This window comes from Kitasatospora sp. cg17-2 (genome assembly GCF_054031055.1).
This window is the reverse complement of sequence record NZ_JBSSXW010000002.1, coordinates 203,282-226,858: the sequence shown is the minus strand read 5'-3', so window position 1 is coordinate 226,858 and position 23,577 is coordinate 203,282. Positions and strand designations below refer to the sequence as shown.

General features: G+C 70.8%; 1 protein-coding gene (running past one end of the window). It reads right to left on the bottom strand.

Features of this window, described 5'->3' with window-relative positions:
* Window positions 1-23,577, bottom strand: the 5' portion of a protein-coding gene (locus ACW14Y_RS41695; protein WP_456988731.1) for a DUF6349 family protein. The gene continues 12,411 nt to the left of window position 1, outside the view; the window shows 23,577 of its 35,988 coding nt (coding positions 1-23,577); its start codon is at window positions 23,575-23,577; the stop codon falls past the left edge of the window.

The window sequence follows — 23,577 nt, the reverse complement described above, 5'->3', positions numbered from 1 at the left end:
TGAACCGCCCGGCCCCACCAGGTTCAGCGGTTCGCCCTCCGTGATGAGGTCGCGGGCCACGGTGAAGGACCTATTGTCACCGCGGGTGACGGTCCAGTAGCTGTCGCCGTGGTCGACGATGGTCATTCCGTCCGGCGGGATCGGTTGATCGCCCTCGGTCGTCAGGGCGAGGCCGGGCAGTCGTGACCGGGTGTTCCCGGTGAGGGGGGGCCGCTCGGGCGTGTCAGGGAGCCCAGGCGTGTTCTGGGCTGCGGGCGCGACCGCGGAGGGCGGTGGGCCCGCCGCTGACAGTGTCTCGCCTTGTGGAAGGTCTGGATCACCGTCTGCGGGTGGGTCCTCGGCGGCGCCGATAGGGGGGATCGGTGGGGTGCCGTAGGGGTCTGAGGCCAGGGGGTCCGCAGGTTCCTGGGCGGCCGGCTCGGGGAGCCCGAAGTCGCTCCCCTGCATGGCGAGCCAGTTGCGACCGCCTTCGATCGGGGCCGCCGGTCCGGTGGGCCGGGAGGAGCCCAGGTTCGCCGTGTCGGCGGGAAGCTGCTCGATGAAGGTCTGTCCGTGCCGCTCGCCGGTGACGGTCAGAGAGCCGTCGTCGGCCCGTTCGACCGAGCGCAGGACGAACGGTTCGCCCCAGCGGTCGGGGTCGACGGCAAGTTCCCCTCGGCCGACGATCTCCGGGTGGGGCAGCCGCGCGGTCTCCCCGGGGGCGACCTGCGACCAGCCCGCGTAGCTCCAGCCGGCGGGTACCCGGTCCTCGTGGCGCCTATGCAGTTCGTGGACGCCCGCGACCGCGTCCGGCACCGTCCCGAAGATCATGTCCATCGCCGAGCCGCCGTCGACGTCGATAGCCGCGAAGCCGTTCCCGGCAGGCACGACGCAGCCGACCAGGTCGCCGTTCCCGTCGGTGACCCGCACCAGGTGAGGGGGCGAATGTTCCGGGCTGGCCATCCACGCGCACAGCTGGGCGCGTTCCTGCTCGCGGCTGACGTTGAGGCCGCGGTGGTGCTCGGCGCGCTGGGTGAGCAGAGTGCGCCTGCGCTCGATCAGGGCCTGGTGCGTCGGGGCGGCGGCGGGAAGGTCGAGGTTGGCGAGTTCGGCGGTGACCTCGGCGGAGGTCATCTTGGTCGGATCGGTCGAGCCCGGGCGGGCGTGCCCGGTGGGGGGCTGCGAGTCGACTGCGGTGATGAGGCCGGCCCGGCGACGGGCGATCACCTGTCCGGGTCGGACGGGGGCGCCGTCGCCGGTGTCGAGGGAGGCCGTCTGGACCGTGCGAACGGTCTGCCACCAGCCCCGCGCGACGAGGATCTCGTCGCCGGGCTCGAAGTCGACGGGGGACCAGCGGCGCGCGCGGTCGTCGACGGCAGCGGATTCGAGTCGGTGACGTTCGTCGGAGGTGACCTGTTGGAGCGGGATGCTGTGGCGACCGCCGTGTTCGAGTGCGGCCGCCCGGTCGGCGGCGTCGAGGTAGACGGGAATCTCGCGGCCGAGGTCGGCGAGGCGCTCGACCAGCCAGGTCACGCGATCGTCGCGCTTGACCCGCTGCTTCCAGGTAGCCGGCAGTTCCCAGTAGTGCAGCCGGCCGTCGGCCGTGACGCGCTTGAACCCGCCGACGCCCTTGCGGACCTGGTCGAGTTCCCTGTCCTTGGCGTCCACTCCGTGCAGGCGTGTGAGGGATCCGCTGTGCTCGATCCACAGCTGCGGCTCCACCGATACGGCGGGCCGGGCCGGTGTCTCGGGGGTGGGTTCGGCGGCGACGACCTGCTCGATGGCTTCCACTGCTGGGGACTGTGGTGCTTGCGTGCGCTCTGCGAGGCCGAGAAGGATGCGTTTGGTGGTCGCGTCGACGATCTCCCAGGTCCCCACGATGCGGTAGCCGGACCTGGTGACGAACGCTTCGGCCCGGTCGGTGGGGACTGAGGCGACGTCGGCCGCGGGCTTGGGTGCCGCCCGCCGGTACCTGGGGCCGCCGGAGGGGACGAGTACGGCACCGTCCGACTGACGGATCCTGTACTCGCTGCCCCCTGTGCCGGGGTCCACGGAGACATACGCCCAGTCTCCCAAGTGTGCTACGTGGCTACTGGGTTCGACTGCGGTTCCGCGCCGGGGCAGGGCGTGGCGGCGCAGCACGTGCAGCATCTCCTCGCGGCTGTCCGCCTCCAGGTTGGCGCCGTCGGCGCTGGCCATGTGCACGATCTGGTCGGTGCCGATGTCGTAGCGTCGGCCGCCGGTGGTGAACAGCAGCCTGGGACCGGGAAGCGACTCGTGGTGTTCGTCTTCCGTGGTCGGTGCTTGCGGCCAGTGGCTGGTGTCTGTCGGCAGGTCGAACAGCTCTGCGGTGCGACGAACCGCGGCCGGCACCAGGTCGTCGGCTTCCTGGGCTGTGGCGATGGGTGTCGCGTCGCCGAGGTACAGGGTCCATTTCCCGGTGCCGTGCCTGTCCTGCGCGTGCTGTGCGGAGAAGCGCAGCCCGTCGACGGTGATGGCAGCCGCGCTGGCGTGGTGCCGTCGGATCCGGACCAGGGACGGGAGCGAGGCATCATCACCGGTGGCTGAGGTCGGCGTGCTCGGGGAGGGCTCGGGCCTGTCGTCGGTGGCCACGGCGACCGGGTGCGGGCCGTACGCCTCGGGAGCCGGTGTCGCCGTCGATGCGGGGCTGTCGAGGTCGAGCTGTTCCTTGCCTGTTGGCGCGGCTGCGGCCTGGCGCTTCTGCCGCTTCGCCGATGTGGTGTCCGGACGGTACGGGACGGGTGTACCGGCCGGCATCGCGACGATCGCCGCCGCAGGGAAGACGAAGGGGAACCCGGGGGTCATGCTCTCGTAGTGCTCCCGGCCGGTGAGCGGGCCGATGCGCGTGGAGAGATAGGTGTTTCCGCGGCTGCGGACACGGACTGTCTCACCGCCCTGGAGGGCGAGGTGGCCACCGACGACCGCCTGCCACCCCTGGGGGGCGGGGGCATCGGTGGTTTCGGGGTCTGTCGGGGCAATCTCGTTGCCGTCGGCGGTGGCCCGGATCAGCTCCGCCCGCTCAGCTGCCGCCTGCTGGTGGGCTTGAACTCGGGTGTCGGAAAGCAGGCGTGCGGTGAGGTCCTGCTCGTCCGGGCCCGCATCGACGACGAATTCGGTGAGGGGGTGGATGCCTCTCAGGTCCCAACCGGCCAACGAGTGCGGCCGGTCGTCCTCGGGGAGCCAGGTGTAGAGGCGCAGATTGGCCGAGCCGAGCCGTTCGGGTCCGGTGCCGGCCACGAGGAAGGGCCGGCCGAACAGCTTTCTCCCGGCGTGCTGGGGGTGGATCTCGCGGGCGATCTGGCCTGGCTGCAGGTCGCTGGCGCGTAGGATCCGGCTGGTGGTGGGCAGCTGCGCGGCCCAGTCCGGCGCCGGTACGGGTCCCTGGGCGGCGGTGGCCCGGAGCCGCCCCTGAGGCACTAGGTGCTCGTGTCCTTCGGGGTCCCGGACCCACCAGGCACGTGCGTTCTCGGCCATGGTGACGTGGCCGTAGGGGACGTGGACGCCGGCGCGGGTGTAGACCTCCACGGTGTCGCCGGGTGCCCAGCCGTCCGTGGCCGGGAACGGAGTGAGGAAGTCCGGGAGCCGTCCGGCAGCAGCATCTGCCGCCGCCTTCGCGACCCTTTCGGCATTGTGGGCCGCGCCGCGCCTTCCGATGGCCCGGACCTCGCGCATGTCGGGCTGTTTCATCCGGGCGGTGGCCCGGGCAACGATGTCCGGGTCCACGGCCGTCGGGACCATGGCGCGCGGGGCCAGCCCTAGATAGCGGCCGTTGGTGCTGGTGCCGAGGTTGGAAAGATCAACGTGGTACAGCCCGCCAGGTCCCACGTACAGGCTCGTGACGATGCGGGGGATGCCGAACTCGGTCCTCCCTTCGCCCTGCTCGAGGGTGAGGACGACGTCTCCGATGGCGAGGTCGGAGGCCCGGGCCGGTCGGTAGCCTTCCGGCACGGCCTCGGCCCAGGTGGGCAGGACGACCGGTTCGTCGTCGCGGTACCAGGCATTGCGTACGCCGACCCTGTGCGAGGTGCCGTCGCTGTCTACCAGGATGCAGGAGGGCCACTGGACGGCCTGGAACTCGCCGCGGGCCAGCGCGCCGTCCGCGGTGCGGAAGTACGCCGGGTCTCCGGCGGCCCAGGCGCGGTAGGGCGCGGTGCCGGTCCTGAAGTCCTCCTCCCCCGGCGGGGCTGGTACGGCGCCGCTGCGCTGGTCTGGGGCTCCCGCGAGGGGGGACGGAAGCAGAGGGCCGTCGGCCGGAGTGCCTCCCTCGACCACGGAACCGGGCAGTACCTCAACGATGGACAGCCCGGTGGCCGGTTCGGTCGTCTCCGGCCGGCCGAGCGGTGGGGCCGGGGCGGCCCCTGGCCCGTCCGCCCTGACCGCCGGTGCGGTGGGCGCCGCCGGAGGGGTCTTGCCGAGTGGGCTCGCAGGGGTGAGTTCGAATCCGGGAAGGACCGGTTCGGTGGGCGGCGGTGCCCAGGTGTCCGGTTCCGGAACCGCCACCACCCGAGTGATCGAGAAGCGCCCGTGGGGTCCCACGGTGTCGTACCAGTCGTTGTAGTCGGGGCCGTCCTGGACAGTGACGTTCTCGTAGCGGGTGTCCTTTCCGTCACCGTGCCGGACGCGGACCATGTCGCCGGCGAACAGCCGCGTCGGCGCCTCGTCGACGCCCCGCCAGCCCGCCGGGGTCGGGTCGGTGGGGCTTTCCGGCAGGAGGGAGGCCTCCGGGCCGGCGGGAGACCCCGCACCGTCGGCGAGTTGCTGTTCTGTGAGGACCTGCACCCGGGTGCCGAGCGGCACGAGCGGGATTTCCAGGCCGTCGACGTCCTTGATCCACAGCCGGTGCCCGGTGACGGGTCCCTCGTGCGAGCGGACAGTGATTGTCGTGTACCCGGCGAACTGACCTTGGGCCCACGCGGTCTGGCCGGCTGTGAGGTAGGGGGCTCGTACGAGGTCGCCGATCGCCAGTTGGTGTGCGAGGACCTCCCTCGGCTGCCCGTCCGTGCTCTCGGCGCCGTGGAGGGGCGCTGCAGCGGGAACCTCTGTCAGCGGGTCGGGCTCCGAGAGGGGCGGCAGGGAGGTGAAGGCTGCGTCGAGGGTCTGTGCTTCGGCGCGCAGGGCCGCGGCCACCTGCCTCAGCAGCTCGCCCGGGCCGGTGTCCGACGCAGCCGCGTCCGCAGCCTCGTGTACGGCGTCCGCGAGTGCGTGCAGGTGGGCGCTGGTGACCGGTAGTCCTCCGTGGGACAGCGGGCGGCCGGCGGCGGCGTTTCGCGACCACGCGGTGGCGGCCTCGACCAGACGGGGGTCGTCGCCGGTGCGCCATGCGACGACGAGCGGAGCGACCTGCTGAAGCTGCTCGACCGTCAGTGCGGGGGTCGAGCGGCCCGCTACCGCCTCGGCCGGCGGCCTGGTGCTGTGCCACGCGATCCAGACGGCGGCGCTCACCGGGTCGCTCCATCGGTCGGTCGCGGGGGCACCCCCGCGACCGTCCTGCGCCCACCACTGACGCACGCTGCGGTGGCTTCGGGCGCGGAGCCAGCCCTGGGTGTGACCGTTCGCGTCCACGACACGCCCTGTACCGCCGTCCTGGTCCAGGGAGACCAGGCGGCGCCCGTGATCGTCGAGCAGCAGCCCCTCGGTGCTCGACGCGGCAGCCAGTCGTCGGGCCTGACGCTGGGCAGAGTCTTCGGCCCCGGGGATGTCCTCGCCGGGGAGGACCAGGTCCTGCGCCGGGACCAGCGCGGTGATCTCCTCGGTCGGCCCCAGGTAGATGTCCGGTCCGACCGTCGGGTCGATGACCTGGCGCAGGTTCCGGCTGAGGCCGCTCGCGTCGACCTGGTAGACCCGTGCGTCGTCGCCGGCGCCGCTGAGGAACCAGTTGCCCTTCACAAGATCGGCGGGGGTGCACCGCATCGGGACCCAGGGCTCACCGGTTCCGGCCCGCCCCGGTCCGAGGCGCCGGGCAGCGAGCGCCAGTGCGGCTCGGATCGCGATCCGGCGGTGCTTCTCCCTGAACAGCCCCTCCCCGTAGGTAGGAGGCGATACTGCCGTGTCATCGGTGGGCAGGTCTCGGCGGCGTTCGTGCCAAGCTGCCCGGTTGCGCTCAAGCTTCTCGCGAAGATGCTTGTGCGTTCGGAGTTTGCGCTTGGCGTCCGTGACATCCGGGCCGGCGTCGACGACCGCGACGTACGCGTGACGGCCCCAACCAAAGCCGTACGAGCCGCCCTCTCCCCGGACCTGTGTGAGGTCGACACTGTGCCTGCGGTTGGCCTCGACCAAGTGCGGATCGTCCCACTGGCCGTCCCTGTATCTGCGGATGACCGTACCGGGTTCTACATCCGCGCCGACGACCCAGCGGGACTTCTCGGGGAGCGAGATCGGCGGCGCGGCCAGGATTCGGGCGGTCAGCTCCGCATCGCGGCGAAGGTGATCGGCGAAACCCGGCGCGTCCTCGCTGAGGTGGGCCCGCGCGTAGGCCGTGTACGCCGTGCCGATGGCGGCGTCGACCACGGCAAGCAGGGCGTGCGGTGGACTGTTGTCCTGCCCGGGTTCCTGGCCGGAGAGGCGACGAAGGAAGTCCACAACAGCGTCCGGATCGGCACCGTCCTCCTCCGCCGCGGCGCGGGCGGTAGCCATTCGCTCCACGAAGCCTTGACGCATCCGGTCGTGGTGGCGAGTCTGCGCCTCGGGACCTGTTGCTGTGGCGAGGAAGGCGTCTGTCAACGATTGCGGGTCGAAGCCGGCGTCGTTGATGCGCGTGAGGTAGTCGACCAGGACGAGTTCGCCGATCCGATTGGCGTCGTTGCGCAGGGCCGCGGCCTGACGGGCCCACACCCGGGGGGTCTCGACCTGCCCGAGGTAGTCGTTGCGAAGGTGCCAATGGTTGGCGTCGAACTGTGCGAGAGGTTCGAGCCGCTCGGCGATCTGCAGCATGCGCAGGTACTCGGCGGTGTCGGCGCGGTCGCCTCCGGCCACGAGCACGCGCTGCGCTGTGATGTTCGGGACCTCACCGCCTTCGGTGGGGTTCCAGTGCGAGGACACGATGCCACGGGCCGGACCGAGCTCTCCGGGCGGCGGGGGCGTGTCGTCGAGGCGAGCAGGTACCGGAGACCGGACACTGCCCAGGAGTGTCGCTGTCACCGGGACTTCGCCGACAGTTCCGGCGACGGGGCCAGGAAGAGCCTCAGCGTTAGCCACGGCCGGGGTGGGGGCTGCCCCGGGCGGCAGGGCCTGGAGCGTGCTCGCGGAGCGCCGCAGCCGCGGGCGGACTTCGGCTCCCTGGACGATGCTGCCGAGGACCGCTTCCACCGCCCGGTCCAGGAGCCCCTGGAGTTCGGGGTCGTCCCGGAGGTCGGCGCCGCTGAACCGCTCGTCCAGCTTGACCAGTCGGGCACCGATGTCGTGCGGCAGGCGCCGGTAGGCCCGGTCGGCGAGCTGGGCCCAGGTGAGGTGGCTTTCGCGGACCTGGTCGGGAGTAGCGACGCGGATACGCAAGCCCTGTGCATCCTGGCTGTAGTGGCGGCGCAGCACTGGGGTCCGCATCGGACGGTAGGACTTGCGGTCGCGCGCGATCTTGATGTGCTCGGCGACCCAGGGCTGGGTGTCCTCGCTGGCGACGGCACGGGCCAGGTCTGCCAGCCGGTGCGGTTCGATCATGGCCTTGAGAGCCGCTCTCAGTTCGTCGTCGGTGACGAGGCCCGAGGGCTGGGCGGCTTCCCAGCTGCGGTCCTCCACCGCGGCGGTGGTCCGGGCGGCGGGAGAGTCTGCTTCGCGGTCGGGATCGGTCGGGGCGGCACGGTCCCGCTCGGGCCCGACCTGCTCGTCCTCGGGGAGGTGGGGCTGGTCTTCGGGCTGCTGGCCTACGGAATCGGGCGCTGCTGCGACGCCGGTCTCGGCTGCGGGCGCCGTCGGCGCGACGGTGGCCACGTCGGTTGCCCCGGCGGTGGCATCAGCGGCTCGCAGAGCGGCTTCGTAGGCCAGTGGGGTGGCGAGGGCGAGCACCTCCTCGCGGGCCCCGTCGCGTTCGATGTAGGCCCAGAGCTGGTACTCGGTGGCGCTCTCCATGGCGCGGTCGACGGCTTCGGCGAGGCGGACCGCGTAGTCGTCCCGGCTGGCTGACGCGGCGTGGTGGGCGAGGGCGGGGTCCGGCGCGACCTGGTCGGCGATCCAGGTGATCAGTTCGTCGGCGGAGGGGGCGAGCGTGTCGTTCACTGCTTGGGCGACGGCGGTGTCGAGTGCCGTTCGGAACGGCTCGTTGTCCCGCGAGTCAGCGAAGCGGCTGGGAGGAAGGGCGGCGGCGAGCCAGGCAGCCACCTCGTCGGCCTCCACCAGGTGCTGCTCCCGGCTTGCCGGCCGGACCAAGGCGGGTGCCACGACGCTCACGGGCAGGGTGATCCCCGGCAGGTGGCCGGCGCCGATCCCGTCGAGGGGACGGGTGGCCGGTCCGGCCCCTTCGGGGGTCAGCGTGACGAACATCTGCCCTGGTGGAGCGACGAGGAGGGTGAGGGTGACCTGCGGTCCGCCGACGGGGCGCTGCTCGACCGTGGGCTGTGGGGTCGCGCTCGAGTTCTCCTGCGGCGTCGGGCCTTCCTGCGCCGGCTGCTCCTGGTCAGTGGCGAGGTCGTCCTGCTCGGAGAGCTCCTGCGCTTCGGTGATGCCGGTGGCGGAGGGTCGGGGGGGCATCGCGCCGTCCACGTGCAGGACGTAGTCGAGTGAGCCGAGCTCGAGACGCTTCTTGGCGCGGGTGACGGTGACGTAGGCCAGGCGCAGGTCCTCGCCGCCCGGCAGGACGATCTCTCCGGTCTCGGTGTCCTCCTTGGGCTGGGGGAAGTCGGGTCCGATGCGGACGTTGTCCCACTCGCGGCCCTTGGCCTTGTGGGCGGTGGAGACCGTCAGGTGCGGGCGCTGCTGGGGGTCCTTGGCGTCCTCGGGGACCAGTTGCCGGACCATGTCGATGATGTGGTCGGGGCTGTAGCGGTCGAGGAGGCGGACGAAGGTCTGCAGGGCCCTGGCGTCCTCGTTGGACTCGGCGTACTGGCGGACCTCCTCCCAGTCCTCGAACGCGCTCAGTTCGGCGTGCTTGGTCCGGCGGCCGGCCTGGAGGTCCTTCGCTGCCAGGGCGATCTGCTTGATGTCGGTGCCGCCGCCGACCATGGCGACGCGCTTGCCGGCGTCCAGCCCTTCGAAGACCGCGCCGACCGCGCCGATGTTGGTCTTCGTCAGGATGGCGTCGGGCTCGTCCACCGGGCCGATCGTCGTGTCCAGGGCCGGGTTGCCCTGCAGTTCCAGGTCTGCGCCCAGGAGACGGAGGTAGCCGTTGCCGACGGCCGCGACCTCGGGGCCGAAGCGCCAGCTCTGGGTGAGCGGGAGCACGGTGTCGGTGGGCCAGTCCCTGAGGGCGTCGATCGCGCCGCGGAAGGAGTAGATCGACTGCTGGCTGTCGCCGACGACGACCGTCTGCGTCGGCTGGTCCTGGATGACCCGCTTCAGGACGGGGTTAATATCTTGGGCCTCATCGAAAAGGATCATGCTGTAGGGCAGTCGGGGCCGCTTGAGCGCCCACATTTTGATGTAGTCGTCACCCTTGAAGACGATCTTGTCGCTGTCGGGGTCCGTGATGTCCGCCCACGCCCGGCGGGCGGCAGCGAGCAGGCCTGGCGCGGCAGGGGTGCGGCCCCACGCCCCGAGGTGCTGCGGCCCGATCTCGTCGTCCGCGCTCTCGCGGTAGAGGCGGACCGCCTGCATGGCGATCCTCCCGATGTCCTCCGGCTCGACCTCTCCGCCCTTGTAGAGGAGAGGCCGGGTGATGCCCAGGGCCGCGGCGACGTCCTTGTCCCGGCGGGCTCCGGGGTGGCTGCGGGCGATGGCGACCTTGCGCTCGATCGGCTCACCCTTGAGCCCCGCGCGGGCGAAGGCGTGGCTGGTGTCGGAGGTGACGTTGCGCGGCATCTTGCGCTTCGCCTCGTCGGCGATGGACCGGTTGAAGGCGATGTAGGCGATGCGCTTGTCGGGCAGGTGGCGGGTGACCATCAGCAGGGTCGAGGTCTTGCCGGTGCCCGCGAGCGCCTGGACCGCGACGTCCTGGCCGGCGAGGCACGCGTCGATGATCTTCTGCTGCTGCGGCGTCGGCGGGTACTCGTGGTCCACCTGCTCCGCCGCGGACGCGGCGGCCGCAGCTGCGTCGTGCTCGTCCATGTCCGCCAGGTAGGCGCGGATCTCGTCGAGGATGTGCGGCAGCCCGCTGCGGTCCCGGCGCCCGTACGTCCAGCGGTTCTCGCTCTTCTTGAAACCGAAGCCGTTGGCCTTCAGCAGCTTCCGGAGGTCGGCCTCCACCTCGAAGTAGCCCGGCTGGCCGGTCCCGCTGATATGCGTCGCCCGCCCGGCCGTGGCGATCTGGATGCGGTTGCTCCACGCGTTCGGGTCCGGTTCCTCCCCATGCCCCTCCGGCCGTCCTGCTGTCGCGTCGGCCTCGGTGGTGGGTTCCGCCGAGCCGGCCACCGCGCCGTCGGCGCTCTCCGGCCCGGCTTCATCCGCGACGGCGGACGCGTCGTGTACCGGCGACTCGTGGTGGGCGCCCAAGCCGTCGGCGGCGTGGTCTGCGTCGTCGGCTCCGGTCGGGCCCCGTCCCTCGGTGGTCTGCTCGGCACGCACCACCTCGCCTTCCATCTGGGGGCGAACGAGAGCGGTCGGTTGGGTCGTTTCCGCGTGCAACGCGGCGGCAGCGCCTGCCCGGCGGTGGAACGGAGGTCCTTCCAGCGGGGTGGCGTCGTTGAGCCGGGCCGACCAAGCGCCTTCCCCCTCCCGGCGTACCGACCCGATGAGGTCGGTGCCGTGCGTCACCGGGACCCATCCGTCCGCGTCGCGAACACCGAACGTGATCTGCGAACTCACGCTGTCGACATAGCCGATCTCGGTAAAGCGCTCTGCGTCCGCCCGGATCCACTCCCGGTTCCTGCGCTCCAGGAAGTTCGCAGTGGTGTGCAGTCGGCCCTGGTGTGCCGTGGCCTCCTGCAGGATGCGGGCGGTCGGGAAGGCGAGTATTTCGCGTGCGTCGCCTGTGATCCGGTCGCGCAGCGTGGCTGCCGGGTCCAGGAAGGCACTCAGGGTGGCAGCTTCTGCCCGCATGCCCTCGACGGTGTGGCCGATGGCGTCGTCCCAGGTGGCGAAGGCGGATTCGAGTGCCAGGAGTTCAGGCTGGCGGGAGTAGTCCAACCCGAAGGCCCGGGTGCCGGCCTCTATGAGGGGCTTGCGCTGACTGCCGAGGCGCGCGCGTCCCTCGGCCAACTCCCCGGAGGTGTTGTAGGGCTGGTCGAGATCGGGGCCGAGGTGGACGTCCTCGTTGAAGGCCCACAGGTGAGCCGCGTTGCGAGCTGCCCCTTGGAGGGTGAGGGTCGTATCGGTGAAGTCGTGTCCGACAATGGCAAGCCAGCTGTTACTGCTGAGGCCGCGTCGGAGCGTGGCCGCGGTCCCACCGTCCGGTGCGACCAGTTCGTGCTGCTCCTCGCTGCTGTCGACGAGGGTGCGGATGCTGAATCCTGGCAGACCGTCGACCGGGATGAGGAGCGGCTCCGCCGACGGGGCACGTTGTGCCTGGGTACCAGCCGTCCCGATGTGGCCGACCAGGACCCGATCGCCGAACCCGGCGATCAGGTCCTGCAGGCCGGTGGCCCCTCCTTCCTGCCGGGCCGCACCTGCCTGGTCCGCCTTCGTCGGCAGGTGTGTGCCCTCTGCGGGCGGGCCCGCAACGATGTCCTCGTGCGCAGTCGGTTCCGGCTGGGGCGGGAGAAGGACATCGAGGTCGACCTCGGCGCCGGACGGTGGCGGGGTCAGAGGCGCGGCCGGTTCAGCCTCGTTGCTGGCCGAAGGCGCAGGCGCGGCGGGTGGGAGCGGCATGGTGCCCGGGTCGCGCACGCGACCGGCCCAGGTGGCTGCACCAGTTGCCAGCTCGGTGTAGGCGGTCCGCAGGTCGCCGTCCCCGGTGGTTTCCCCGGCGGCAGCGACGGCGGTCGCCGCGACGGCCACCGCGTCCAGGCGCTCCGCCAGTTGCTGGCTGCCGAGTGGCCGCTCCAGTGCCGCCTTGACGGCGGTGGCTGCGGTGGTCACCAGTGTGGTCATGCGAGTGGTGATGACGTGGCTGGCTCGCGGGCCTTGCCGTTCGCGGAGGTAGGCGCGGGCGGCACGACGCGCGAGTTGGTCGGCCGTGTATTCCAGGTCGCCTTCCGCCGGACGCATGGCACCGTGCCGGCGCAGGTGTCCTGGGACCGTCTCGGTGAGCGCGGTGTCGCCGCGGATTCCCTCGACGGTGATCTCGCCCGTGTCGGTTCGTGTGACCGAGAGCAGGGTCAGCGGATCGGACCAGAGGCTCGCACGGTCGGGCTCGTCGGAGGGCGGGCGGACCGGCAGGCGTAGCACCGTGCCTGGCTCGAGGTCGTCGAAGGCGGTGGGCCTCCAGCCGGCCGGGGCACGGTCGGCCGCGAGGTCGGCGCGGTCGTAGGCCGCGTTGCGTGCTCCCTGGCGGGTCTTGTGCCCGCTGTGGGGGTGGCCGTCGCGGTCGAGGGACAGGAAGGCCTTGCCGTCCTTGGCCGTCGCGCCGAGCGGCGCTGCGTCTTCGTCGAGCACGAGGTTCTTGCGGCCTGCAGGTGTGCGCTGGTGGTCGGAGCGTTCGGCGCGCAGCCGCTCCTTCTCGCGCCGGAGGGTGTGGCGGCGTTCCAGGCTGGCGGTCAGCGTGGCCTTGCGCGCGGACACGTAGATGGCGTGACGGGGGTCCGCCAGTGGCCGGTCGAGCTGGGCGAGCTCGTCGTGGATCTGCTCGTCCGTGAGCTCGGTGACGGCGCCCGTCCGCGGCCGGGCGGTGCCGTGGACGGTGCTGGGATCGTCGGCGATGGTGAGGATCTGGCCTGCGCGGCGCACCGCCCAGAGGTTCGCGTAGTCGTCCGGCTCGTTGCCGAAGGTGCGGATGTCGTCGCTGTTCACGGCGGTGACGCGGCGCCACCAGGGGATCGACCCGGCGAGGATCTCGTCGCCGAGCTCCAGGTCGATGGGTGACCAGCGGGCCTTGCGGTGTGCCATGTCGGTGCCGTGCAGGGCCTGGCGTTGGTCGGGCCACAGTTCGGGAGCGGTGGTGTCGGCGGGGCCCGGAGGTGTCTCCGGGTTCTGGCGGACGGCGACGGTTCGGCCGCGCTCCAGCATCATCGCCACGAACCGGCTGGTCTTGTACAGGCTGGTGGAGCGGCTGGTGTTGCGGGTCTGGACGTGCAGGTCGCGGGTGGGCGCCCAGGTGAACTGGGTGGCCTCGCGTGCGGCCTGGGCCTCGTCGTCGCCTTCCCTGGGGAGTCCGTGGAGTTCGGCAGTGGGGCCGGTGTGGTCGATCCACAAGGTCTCGGCGGGGCGGGGCCGGTCGAAGTCGACCTCGGTGGACATGGTCCGATGGCGCTGGGCGAGCTTGGCGGCTGTGCCACTGGGCGTGCGGTCGCCGCGTACGCTGCCGGCGCCGGTCACGGAGCCCATCCAGATGACGCCCGTGCTGTCGGGTGCGTGGGCCCGGCCGATGGCGGTCGCGCCGTACCCGATGGTGATGGAGGGACGGCGGGTGCGGGGGTAATCGGCGTAGGGGTCGGAGGGCGACTCGGGGTCCTGGCGCCACCAGTACCCGGGCTGGCCGGGAACGGCGGTGGCACCGTCAGGAACCGCGGGCGTCTCGGCATCGGCAGCAGGCTCCGCGGGGGGCTGCGGATCGTCGTCGGTGTGCTGTGCGACGTCGCTGCCTTCCGGGTTCGCGCCGGGGTGTTCGCTCGGCGGCTCGGGAGTGGGCGCAGCGGCGGTTGCGGCGGTGCTGGTTCCGGGGTCGCCCGCGGCCGGTTGCGGGGTGGCGGTGATCGTCGCCATGGTGTGGTGGAAGTAGTGGCGCATGGCCAGGAGGAACGACCGCCGCTCTTCGGGGTTCGAGAGGGGGAGGGCGAGGGGGCCTTCGCCGATCCGTTCTGTGAGCCAGGTGTCGAGCCGGCCGGGCAGGTCGAGGTCATCGACGGCGGTACGGAAGTGCTGGAGCGCGTCGCGCAGAAGCGTTTCGGCCGCGTTCTCGAATCCCGCGACGGCGGCGGGCAGGGCGTCGGGGAGGAGGGTGCTGGTCACTGAGCCGACGGGGCCGGAGGTGATCACGTCCCCTTCGGGGGTGCGGACGGCCTCGGCCTGGGGCGTGCTGTTGACGAGGTCCGCGAGCTCGTGCCCGGGCCGGTCGTGCACGGTGCCGGTGGAGTCGGAGTAGGTGTACCACCGGTCCGGCTGGAACGCCTGCTCGTGGGCGGTGGTTGCGGCGGTGGGGGGTGTGCCCTGCTCCATTAGGTAGCCGACGGCTGCTTCGGCGGCCTGGATGTGGTCGGCGTGGGTGCCGTCAACCCGCTTGCCGTCGACCTCGATGCGCCATCCCCGTTGCAGATGGGGGCTGTGGATGAGGCGTGCGACCGGCGTGTGGTCAGGCAGGTGGAGTACGTCACGGACGGAGTGTGGGTCCCCGGAGTAAGGGGCGGTGACGTAGTCGGGCCACCCGGTCACGGGTTCCGCGGTGTTCAGGAAGATGGCGCCGGCCCGCGCCAGGGACATCTCCTCGCCGTTCACCCGGTAGGAGATGGTGGCGTTGACCGGGTTGGGGACCGTCTCGACATCGACTCCGGCCGCGCGCAGGGCGGTGACCGTGCTGACACGGGTGAGGGCGTCGGCTCCCGGCTGCTGGGCGGCGTTCGTCGCTTCGACCGCCTCTGCGGGCTGTCCCTCACTCTCGCTGAGGACCGATGCCAGCGGCTGGGTGCGTATCGGCGCGTCCGTCGTAACGCGGATCTGGTCGGCGGCATGGTCGAGGGCGCGCTGGTCCTCCTGCCGCTGCTGGTTCTCATGCGCCTGACGGAGCGTGAGCGAGAGTCTGATGATGTGGCGCTCGGCTTCGCCGAGGAGTTGCTGGGCCAGCACCGCGGCCTCGCCGCCCGTCGGCGGGAGCTGTTGGGCGAGCAGCGTCGTCGAGCTGTGGGCATGGCGGTAGGCGTCCAGGGCGGCGGAGAGGTTCGGTTCGTCGGCGGCGTGCTGCTCCGCCTGCTCCCACGCGGCCTGGAATTCGGTGAGGGCGGTGTCGCGGTCCGCCATGGCGCCGGTCGGACCGGGGAGGGCCGCGGTGAGCCGCTGGTGGTGGCGAGCCAGGTCGGCGGCGGCCTGCTGCAGGGTCTCGCTGTTGTAGGGGCCGGCAACGAGCGGGTCGCTCTCGACTGCTGTGGCATCGACGGTCTCGTCGGGGGCCGGCACGGGCGGTTCGGCCGTCGAGGGGGCCTCGCGGTCGTGGTCCGCTTCCGGTGCGGACTCGGCGAATACCGAGTCCCAGGTACCTTCCTGGGTCGCGGTCGCAGCGATGCGGGAGGCCAGGAGGGTGGCGTACTGGGTGAGGGTTCGCAGGTGGGGCAGTGCGACGGGTGCGCGGAACTTCTCGCGTTCGAGGTTGCGGATCAGCTGGATGGCCGCGGTAGCGAGGTTCCGGCACCGCGCAGCAACGTCCTGGGCCGGGTGGACGAAGGGGTCGAGGCTGCTGCCGACCGGTCCCTGGCGCAGCTCTTCGACGGCCTTCCACACTGCTTCGCCGTCCGGCCTGGCGCCGGGACCGGCGGTGAGGAGCTTTCGGCCGGCCGGGGTTTCCTTCGCCAGCCACAGTCCGGCGAACATCTGCGCGAAGTCGTCGGTGGCCTCCTTCTTGGAGATGTAGGGCTGGCCGTCGGGAACGGTGATGTCGCTGTCGCGGGGCAGCTCGGGCGGATCGGTGATCTTTCGGACGGTGCGCTGGAGGGCTTGGAGGGCGAGGGTGAGCTGGACGACGCGGCTGTCCCGGTTCTGGTAGCCCATGGTGGACGGCAGTGCCCAGGAGCCGGGTTGGGTGGTGGGTTTGAAGCCCTGGCGTTCCAATGCCGTGCGGACCGGGGCGTCGGTGTCATTCTCGCTGACACCCCTGACCGTGCTCGTGAGGTAGTGGTGCTCGAGTTCGATCACCGTCGCGGGAAGCGGCGTGGCCGGTGTCTGCTGCCGGGACGCGGGGGTGACGGAAGCGGGCGCCGGGGTGCCGTCGCGGTCGGTGAGCACGGCGAGGATCTGGGCCGCCGCCGCAGGGTCCTGACGCGAGGCTCGGGTGCCGGCCGCGTACCCGTGGGCGGAGCGGATCAGGTGGGTGAGGACTTTGCGGTCGGCGCGGTCGCGGTAGGCGGTCTCCGGCAGGCTCAGCGCGAGGGCGTAGGAGGCGTGGGCGAGGTTGGTGCTCTGGCGGACCAGGTCGTCGAGGGTGCCGTCGGCGATGGTCGGCCGGAGCGCTTGGTGGGCCGCCTCCTGCATGGCCTCGTGGGCCCTGGCGGCGGTGGGCCCGCCGGCGGCCGGATCGTCGGCGCCGCCGGCGAGGCGCTGGGCTGTCGCGGTGCTCGCCCACGCGTCGAGTGCCGTCGTCAGATCGTGCGTCCCCTGCTCGAAGGGCCGCTCGGAACTGAAGGGGCCGACGTTGGCGGCGGCGAGTTGGTGTGCGGCGAGACTGCGCTGGTGTTCGTAGGCATGCCGGGCAACGTTGCGAAGAATCTCGCGGCTGCTCGGCCGGTCGGCTTCGGCGGCCGCTTCGAGGGCGATGCCCGCTACTTCGAGCCACTCGGGGATGGCACGGCCCAGCAGGGTGTCCGGGGTCTGTCGCAGGTCCCACATCGCGGTGCGCAGCCGTTGGGCGGCGCTGCCGTCCGGGGTGTGGGAGTCGGGCCAGCGGTCGTAGGTCTCGAAGACGATGGAGCGGGCGTAGTAGTGGTGTCCGCTGTCGCTGTAGTAGGTGGGGTGTTCCTTCAGTGGGTCGGTGCGGGACTGCACGGCCCAGGAGTCGGGGTCGAGGTTGGCAGTGTCGAGAAGCAGGTCGTAGGGGTCGCGGACGGCGTGCAGGCGCGCGAGGTGGCGGTGCGCGCGCTCGGCCAGGCGGTGCGCCGGGCCGGTGGTTCCCCGGACGTCGGTGTCGGCGAGGCTGTCCGCGGCCCGGGCCAGGCGGTCGTAAGCGGCGAAGACCTTGCTCGGGAGGGTCTGGTCGCCGGTGGTGGTCGCATCGATCGCGGCCGTGGCCTCGGCGAGGGCTGTGACGGCTGCGTGGCTGAGGTCGCTGGTGGACAGCTGGGAGATGTCGGCGCGCAGCTCTTCGGTGGTGGCACGGACGAGTTCGCGGCCGGCGACGGCCTCGCCGGAGTCGCCGTAGGGACCGAGGAGGACGGCGAGGTTCCTGGCCCTTGGTAGCGCGGTTCCGGCGGTCTCGTCCGTGGCCGGCGGGGAGGCAATCGCGTCGTCGGGGGCGGCGGCCGTGTCGGGGGAAGGGGCGGTAGAGTCCGGGTCCATGCCCCCAGGGGCCGCTGGCGCGGCCGGGGCGAGGTCGTAGCGGCTGCCGTCGGGCCAGCTGAGGGACAGCCCGTGCGGGTGCTGTTCCAGGGTGGCGCCGTCGGCGAGAAGCTGCTGCAGCACTGCTTTGAGGCCGCTGCCGTCGACGGCCTGCGTGCGGATGCCGTCGCCGCCGGTGACCGTGTACTCGGCGTAGGCTGCCAGGTCCGGCAATGGCGCTGTGTCCGGCGCTGTGCCGGTGATGGGTTCCGGGGTGGCGAGCCATGCCTCGATGGCCTCTTCGTGGGGGTTGTCGATGGTGGCGACGTAGCGATCGGCGTGCTCCCGCACGGCCTTCATCATGTCCCAGGTGGCAGTGACCGTACGGCTCGCGCGCGACTCGCGCTCCCATTGGCTGCCGACAGCGCGGGCCCGGTCGGTCAGGTCGCGGAGCAGCTGGGGGTCGAGCTCGCCGGGCTGGTTCAGCTGGCGGGCGCGGCGGGCCCGGGCGCTCTCCGCCAGGACGGTCAGCGCGGCCTTTGCGAGGGCCTGTTCTTGCTGGCTGCCCTCGGCGAGATGGGTTCCGTATTGCTCGGCCCAGGATCGGTAGGTGTCCAGCATCGCCTGTTCGGCGGCCCAGTACTCGGCCCGGTCGGCGTACGGCTGAGCGGCTTCCCGACCGGGGAGCGGCTTGCTGCGTGGCAAGCGGGGTGCTCGTGAGGCGGGCGCGCTGGCCTGGGGTACTACCGGGGCCGCGTGCTCCAGGGGAGGGGCGGAGGGGTTCGCTGCAGGTCGGTCGGGGGTGGTGGCGGAGGTGGGTGGCGCTGGGGACTGACTCCGGTCGAGATGCTTGGAGCTGCGTGTGAGGTGGGCGTTGGTGAGGGCGAGCACGGTCTCGGTGAGGTCGCGCATGGCGCGGCCCTTGTCGTTGAGCACGACCTGCGACGAGGAGAGCCGGTTGATGTAGTCCTGGGTTCGTTGAGCCAGTTCCTCGAGTTCCTGCCGTGCCCAGGGGTCACCGTCGACGGCACTGCCGTCGTCCGCGACGTTTCGCTGGTGGCGCACTTCGCGCACAACCGCGAGACCTGCTTCCTCCATCCTTCGCGCCTCATCGTGACCGCTCCCCCCGCCAGCGCCAGTGTCCTGCCAGGCGTCGAACGCGGCCAGAACCGCGTCCTCTCCCACAACCGCTGCGGTGACGTTCGCGTAGGCGGGAGTCGTGGCACTGGTGGCCGGCGTCGGTGCGCCGCCCTGGGATTCGCTGTGGGTACCTGGGACGGAGGGAGCGGATGAGGTGTTGTCAGGCGGTGCCGCTGTTGCGGGCCTCGGCTTCGGTGGGTCGTTCCGGGGCGCGGGGGTTGCCTCAAGCGGGGGAACGTAGGCGGGTTCGTCGACCTCGGGGTCGTGGGTCTCTGGTCCGCTCTCCTCCGAGCCGAGCTGGACCCCCAGGGAGCGTTGCAGTTCTCTGTACTGCGTCTCCGCATCGTCGAGGTCGCTCTGCAGCGGGAACGGCTTGCCGAGCAGCTGCTTTGCGTGCTCGATGTTGGTCTCGATGCGGGTGATGTGCTCGGCCGACCGTCCTGGGATCGCAGCGACCGCGTCCAGGCTGTTCTCCAACCGACGGACGAGGCCGACGCGGTCCTGGTCGGGCAGAGCTTTGGCGGTCACTGTGACCACCTCGGCGGGAGTGTCCTCGAGGTAGATGTCGACGGCCATCCCAAGGAAAGTACGGTGGGTCACGGCGCGCAGCGCAAAGCCGCCGAGGCTGCCGATGCGAGCTTCCTCCTGCCTGCCGGAGCGTATCGAGGCGCGGATCGTCTGTTCCAGCCGCTCTGCCAGGGCCTCGCCGGCATCGCGGCGCTCGTCGTGTCGGTGGCCGTCGATGGTCATGGTGAAGGCGTCACCACGGGTCGCGGTGCGCCGTCGCAGCACGTCGGTGGCGTCCTGGGCACGTGCGGTGAGGTCCTGTACCCTGCGTCGGCCCTGCTCGATGGAGATCCGGTAGGCGAACTGCTCGTCGTGCCACATCCGCGATTCCAGGCGGAGTTTGCCGAGGAGTCCTTCGATGCGCTCGAGCTGTTCCAGCTCGGGCTTGTCGGCTGCGACGGCGAACATGACGCCGGCGGGGATGCGGCCGTCGTCGCCGTCCTCGGCAGCCTCCAGGATGCGAGTGGTGTCGTTGATGTCGAGAATGGCGTCGCTGAATGCCTGCTTGGTGGCGACCTTCTGCCACAGGAACGGGTCGTACGACTTCTTGGTGACGATCGCGACGTGGTGGACCTGTTGGTTCTGGTTGCCCTGACGCTTGCCGCGTCCGAGGCTCTGGATGATCGGTGTGGCTTTCCAGGTCGGGTCGATCTGGACGATCGCAACGACGCGCTTCTGGAGGTTCCATCCGGTACCGAGGCCGGATCGACTGCCGAAGAGGACTGCGATCCGGCCCTCGATCGCGTCCTTCTGCAGCTGGGCCTTCTGCCGCTGGTTCTTGGCCTCCTGGGCGTAGCGGATGAGGGAGCCCGGCATGCCGAGGGCAGTCAGCCGCTCCCGCATCGCGTCGTAGACCGAGAACTCCTTGGTCGGCCCTGGCACCCCCAGATCGCAGAAGCCCAGTACGAGACCTCCCCGGTGGGGGTCCTCGTTGTTGTTCTCGTCGTGGTAGACGTTGTCCTTGTTGAGCTGCCAGATTCGGAAGATCTCGTCCGCTGCGGCGTCGATCTTCTGCGGCGCGTCGGTCTTCTTGCCGACGAGGCGGACGTCGAGGGAGGCGAGGCGGCCATCCGTGGAGATCCACAGAGTGTTGTCGTCTACCTCGTCGCCTTTCCTGTTGGTCATCGAGCGCGGGGAGCCGGACTTGATGCCCTGCATGCGGGCGCCGAGGTCGCGCATCACGGTGCGCAGCTCGGGGGATGCATCGACTTCCAGGATGCGCATCTCCCCGCCGATGACGGCCGGCTCGTCGAGTTTGAGGTCGCGCTTGAGCTTGACGTCCGCGAAGGAGAAGAGGACGCGCTTGAGTTCGGTCTGGTTGACGTAGCGGGCGAAGCGGGCGCGGGTGGAGAAGCTGTTGCCGTCCGGGCTCATCTCGACGCGGTTGACGGGTTGGATGTAGGTGGAGACGAACTGGTCGTCCTCGTCGATGCCTTGTTCGCGCAGGAGTTCGGGGGCGAGGTACTTGGTGACGGTGAGGATTTCCATCGGGGAGTTGTCGACCGGGGTGGCGGTGGCCAGGGTGACGACGCGGCCGCCGTAGTTGCGGCGGAGGTAGGACAGTTTCATGTCCATGTCCGCGGTGATCTGGTTGCCTTCGAGTGCCAGGTCGTTGATGGAGGAGATGACGCGGAGGTTCTTGAGTGTGTGGGCCTCGTCGTAGAAGACGTAGGTGCTGCCGGTTCGCTCGAACTCGACGCCTGAGTCACCGGGAGCCTTGATCTCGTCTTCGAGTCGGCCTTTGAGGGTGGCGATCTGGTTTTCGATGTCCTTGACGGTGTAGCGGTCGCCGCCCTCGGCGTTGGCCAGGTGTGCTTCGAGGCGCCCGACTTCCTGGTTGATGTAGTCCAGGCGGGCGGCCTTGCTCATGGGGATCTTCTTGAACGCGGTGTGGCTGATGATGACCGCGTCCCAGTTTCCGGTGGACCAGCGCGCGACGAAGCGGTGGCGGCGTTCGCCGGTGAGGTCGGAGGAGTCGGCGACGAGGATACGGGCCCGGGGGTATGCCTGGAGGAACTCCCGCTGGAACTGGCCGAGGACGCCCTTGGGGACACCGTAGACGGGCTTCTTCGCCAGGCCGAGGCGAGTGAGTTCCATTCCCCCGACGATCATCTCCAGGGTCTTGCCGGCGCCGGTGCCGTGGAAGAGGCCGACGCCGGTCTTGGTGGAGCGGATGCGCGCGACTGCTGCGACCTGGTGGGGTTTCAGGGTGAATGCCTTCGACAGGCCGGGGGTGGTGAGGCGGTCGCCGTTGTAGTTCTGGGGGACCAGGGCGTTGTAGCGGTCGTTGTAGTAGCGCAGGAGTGCCTCGGCCCGCTCGGGGTCTTCCCACAGCCACATCCGGAATCGGTCGTCCAGCTGGCGGGACTTGGCCAGCGCGAACGCGGTCTCCTTGTCGTCCGTCACGATCTGCTTGTTCTCGAGTTTCTTCGTGACGACGATCTTCTGATTGTTCAGGAGGTTGCTGGCGAGGGCCTGGGTCGATCGGGCCTTGGTGCCCCATACGGTGCGGGAGAGCAGGGTCGAGGTGTCACCGCCCTTGACGCTCCAGCGCGCGCCGAGGTTGCTGACCTCGATGTCGTCGTCCTCCAGCAACTCCCGAAGGAACTGCTGGACATACCTGGCGCTGACCCATGCCGCGCCGAGGCGGCTCTCGATCTCGGCCGGTTCCAGGTCACGCGGGATGACCTTGCGCAGCGCCTCGACGTTGACGGTGAAGCGGCCGGGGTCGCCCTCGGCGGCCCGCTCGGCGGCAGCGAGCTTGCGCCGTACATTGCCCGACAGGTATTCGGAACGGCGCACAAGGCCGCCGTCCGGGTCGTCGTAGACCATGGTGCCCATGGCCTGGCGCGCTTCGTTCTCGCTGTCCGTGCCGAGCAGGCCGGCGACGACGTCGAGGCGGATCTCGTTGTGCTGGTCCCAACAGATGAGAAGTGCGTCCTCGGCGCTGTCGGCGCGGGTCAGCGGTGCCGGCGGGGCGACGACTCGACCGGTGAACAGGTCGGCCTTGGACGCGTCGTGGGAGTCGTCGTCGTACGACTCGAGGGCGAAGACGTAGGGCGCGAACGGGTCGTGGCGGAAGCCTCCCATCCGCGGGTAGGTCCGGCGCTCGGCCGCCGTGGCATCGCCGCCGTCGGCCACAGTGTCGTCCTTGGCGGTGCTGGCCACGGTCTTGAACCGGTTGATCGGCCCGAACCGGGCAGTGTAGACGTCATAGCGTCGGTTGAGCTCGGCCCGCAGCTGGTCCATACGAGGGGTGGCGAGATGGTGCTCGGCTTCTTCGTCGAGCAAGGCCACCGCTACGTCGCGCAGCCCGATCAGCTCGCGCAGTTCCCGGGCCTGGGTAGCGGGCGGAAGGTGCGGGGTGGGCCGGCCGTTGCGTATTTCGGTGAAGGAGCCGTCCGCACGGACCTCCAACAGTCCGTCGTACTTCTCCAAGGGGCCGTGGAAGACCATTCGGGGAGTCAGCGTGTGCCGGTTTGCCCGGGCGCTCGCGACGACCTGGTCGAGAGCCGCAGACAGGGCCCGTTCGACGGGCTTGTCGGCGTGGACGACGAGGTCGGCCCCGTGGCGTCCGACGTCCACCTTCGGTGTGCCGAGGACCATCTCGGGGTGGCGGACGAAGTAGTCGTTGATCTCCACCAGCTCGGGGTTAACCCCGGCCCGGGCGCCGGGAAGCTCGATCGGGCTGACGTCCAGCCAGTGGGGCGGCTCGGACGGCTCGCCCTCCGCACGCCGCCGGAAGAGCAGCAGGTGGGTGACAACGTGGGTTCCGGCGGCGTCCTGGTGCGCATCGGTGGGCAGGGCAACCGCACCGAGAAGGTCTCCGAGGGCGGCCATCCGCTCGCGGGCCTCACGGTGGACGGCGCCGCTTCCGTCGAGCGTGTATCGGGAGGTGATGAGCGCGAGGAGGCCACCAGGCCTGGTGAACTCAAGCGACTTGAGGATGAAGTGGTTGTGGATCGGCTGACGCCGGCCGGGGTTGTACTTCGGGTCGCGCACCTTGTACTTGCCGAAGGGGACATTTCCGACGACCAGGTCGACATCCTCGGCAGGCGGTGGTGTGTCGGCAAACGACTCGACGAGGATCCGTGCGTGCGGGTGGAGGGCCTGCGCGACCGCGGCCGTGATGGGGTCGACCTCGATGCCGGTGAGCTCGGCGTCGGCGGGCGCGTCGACCAGGAAGCGGCCGGAGCCAACGCCGGGTTCCAGGACACGGAGCTGGGACCCCGTGCCGACGCCCAGCCTCGCGAGTGCCTGCCACACGATGCGGGCGTAGACAGGGTCGGTGTAGTGCGCGTTCAGGGTCGACGCGCGCGCCTTCGTGTACTCCTCCTGCGGCAGCAGCCGTTGCAGCTCCGCGCGCTCACCGGCGAAGAGGTCGGCGTAGCGCTTGCGGACATCGAAGAGGTGAGGAGTCGCGCCCCACCCCGTCCACTCCCGGAGTACCTCCAGCTCGGCTGGCGTTGCCGGCCGGTCCTCCTCCCGAAGCCGCAGGACAACATGGACTGCGGCCAT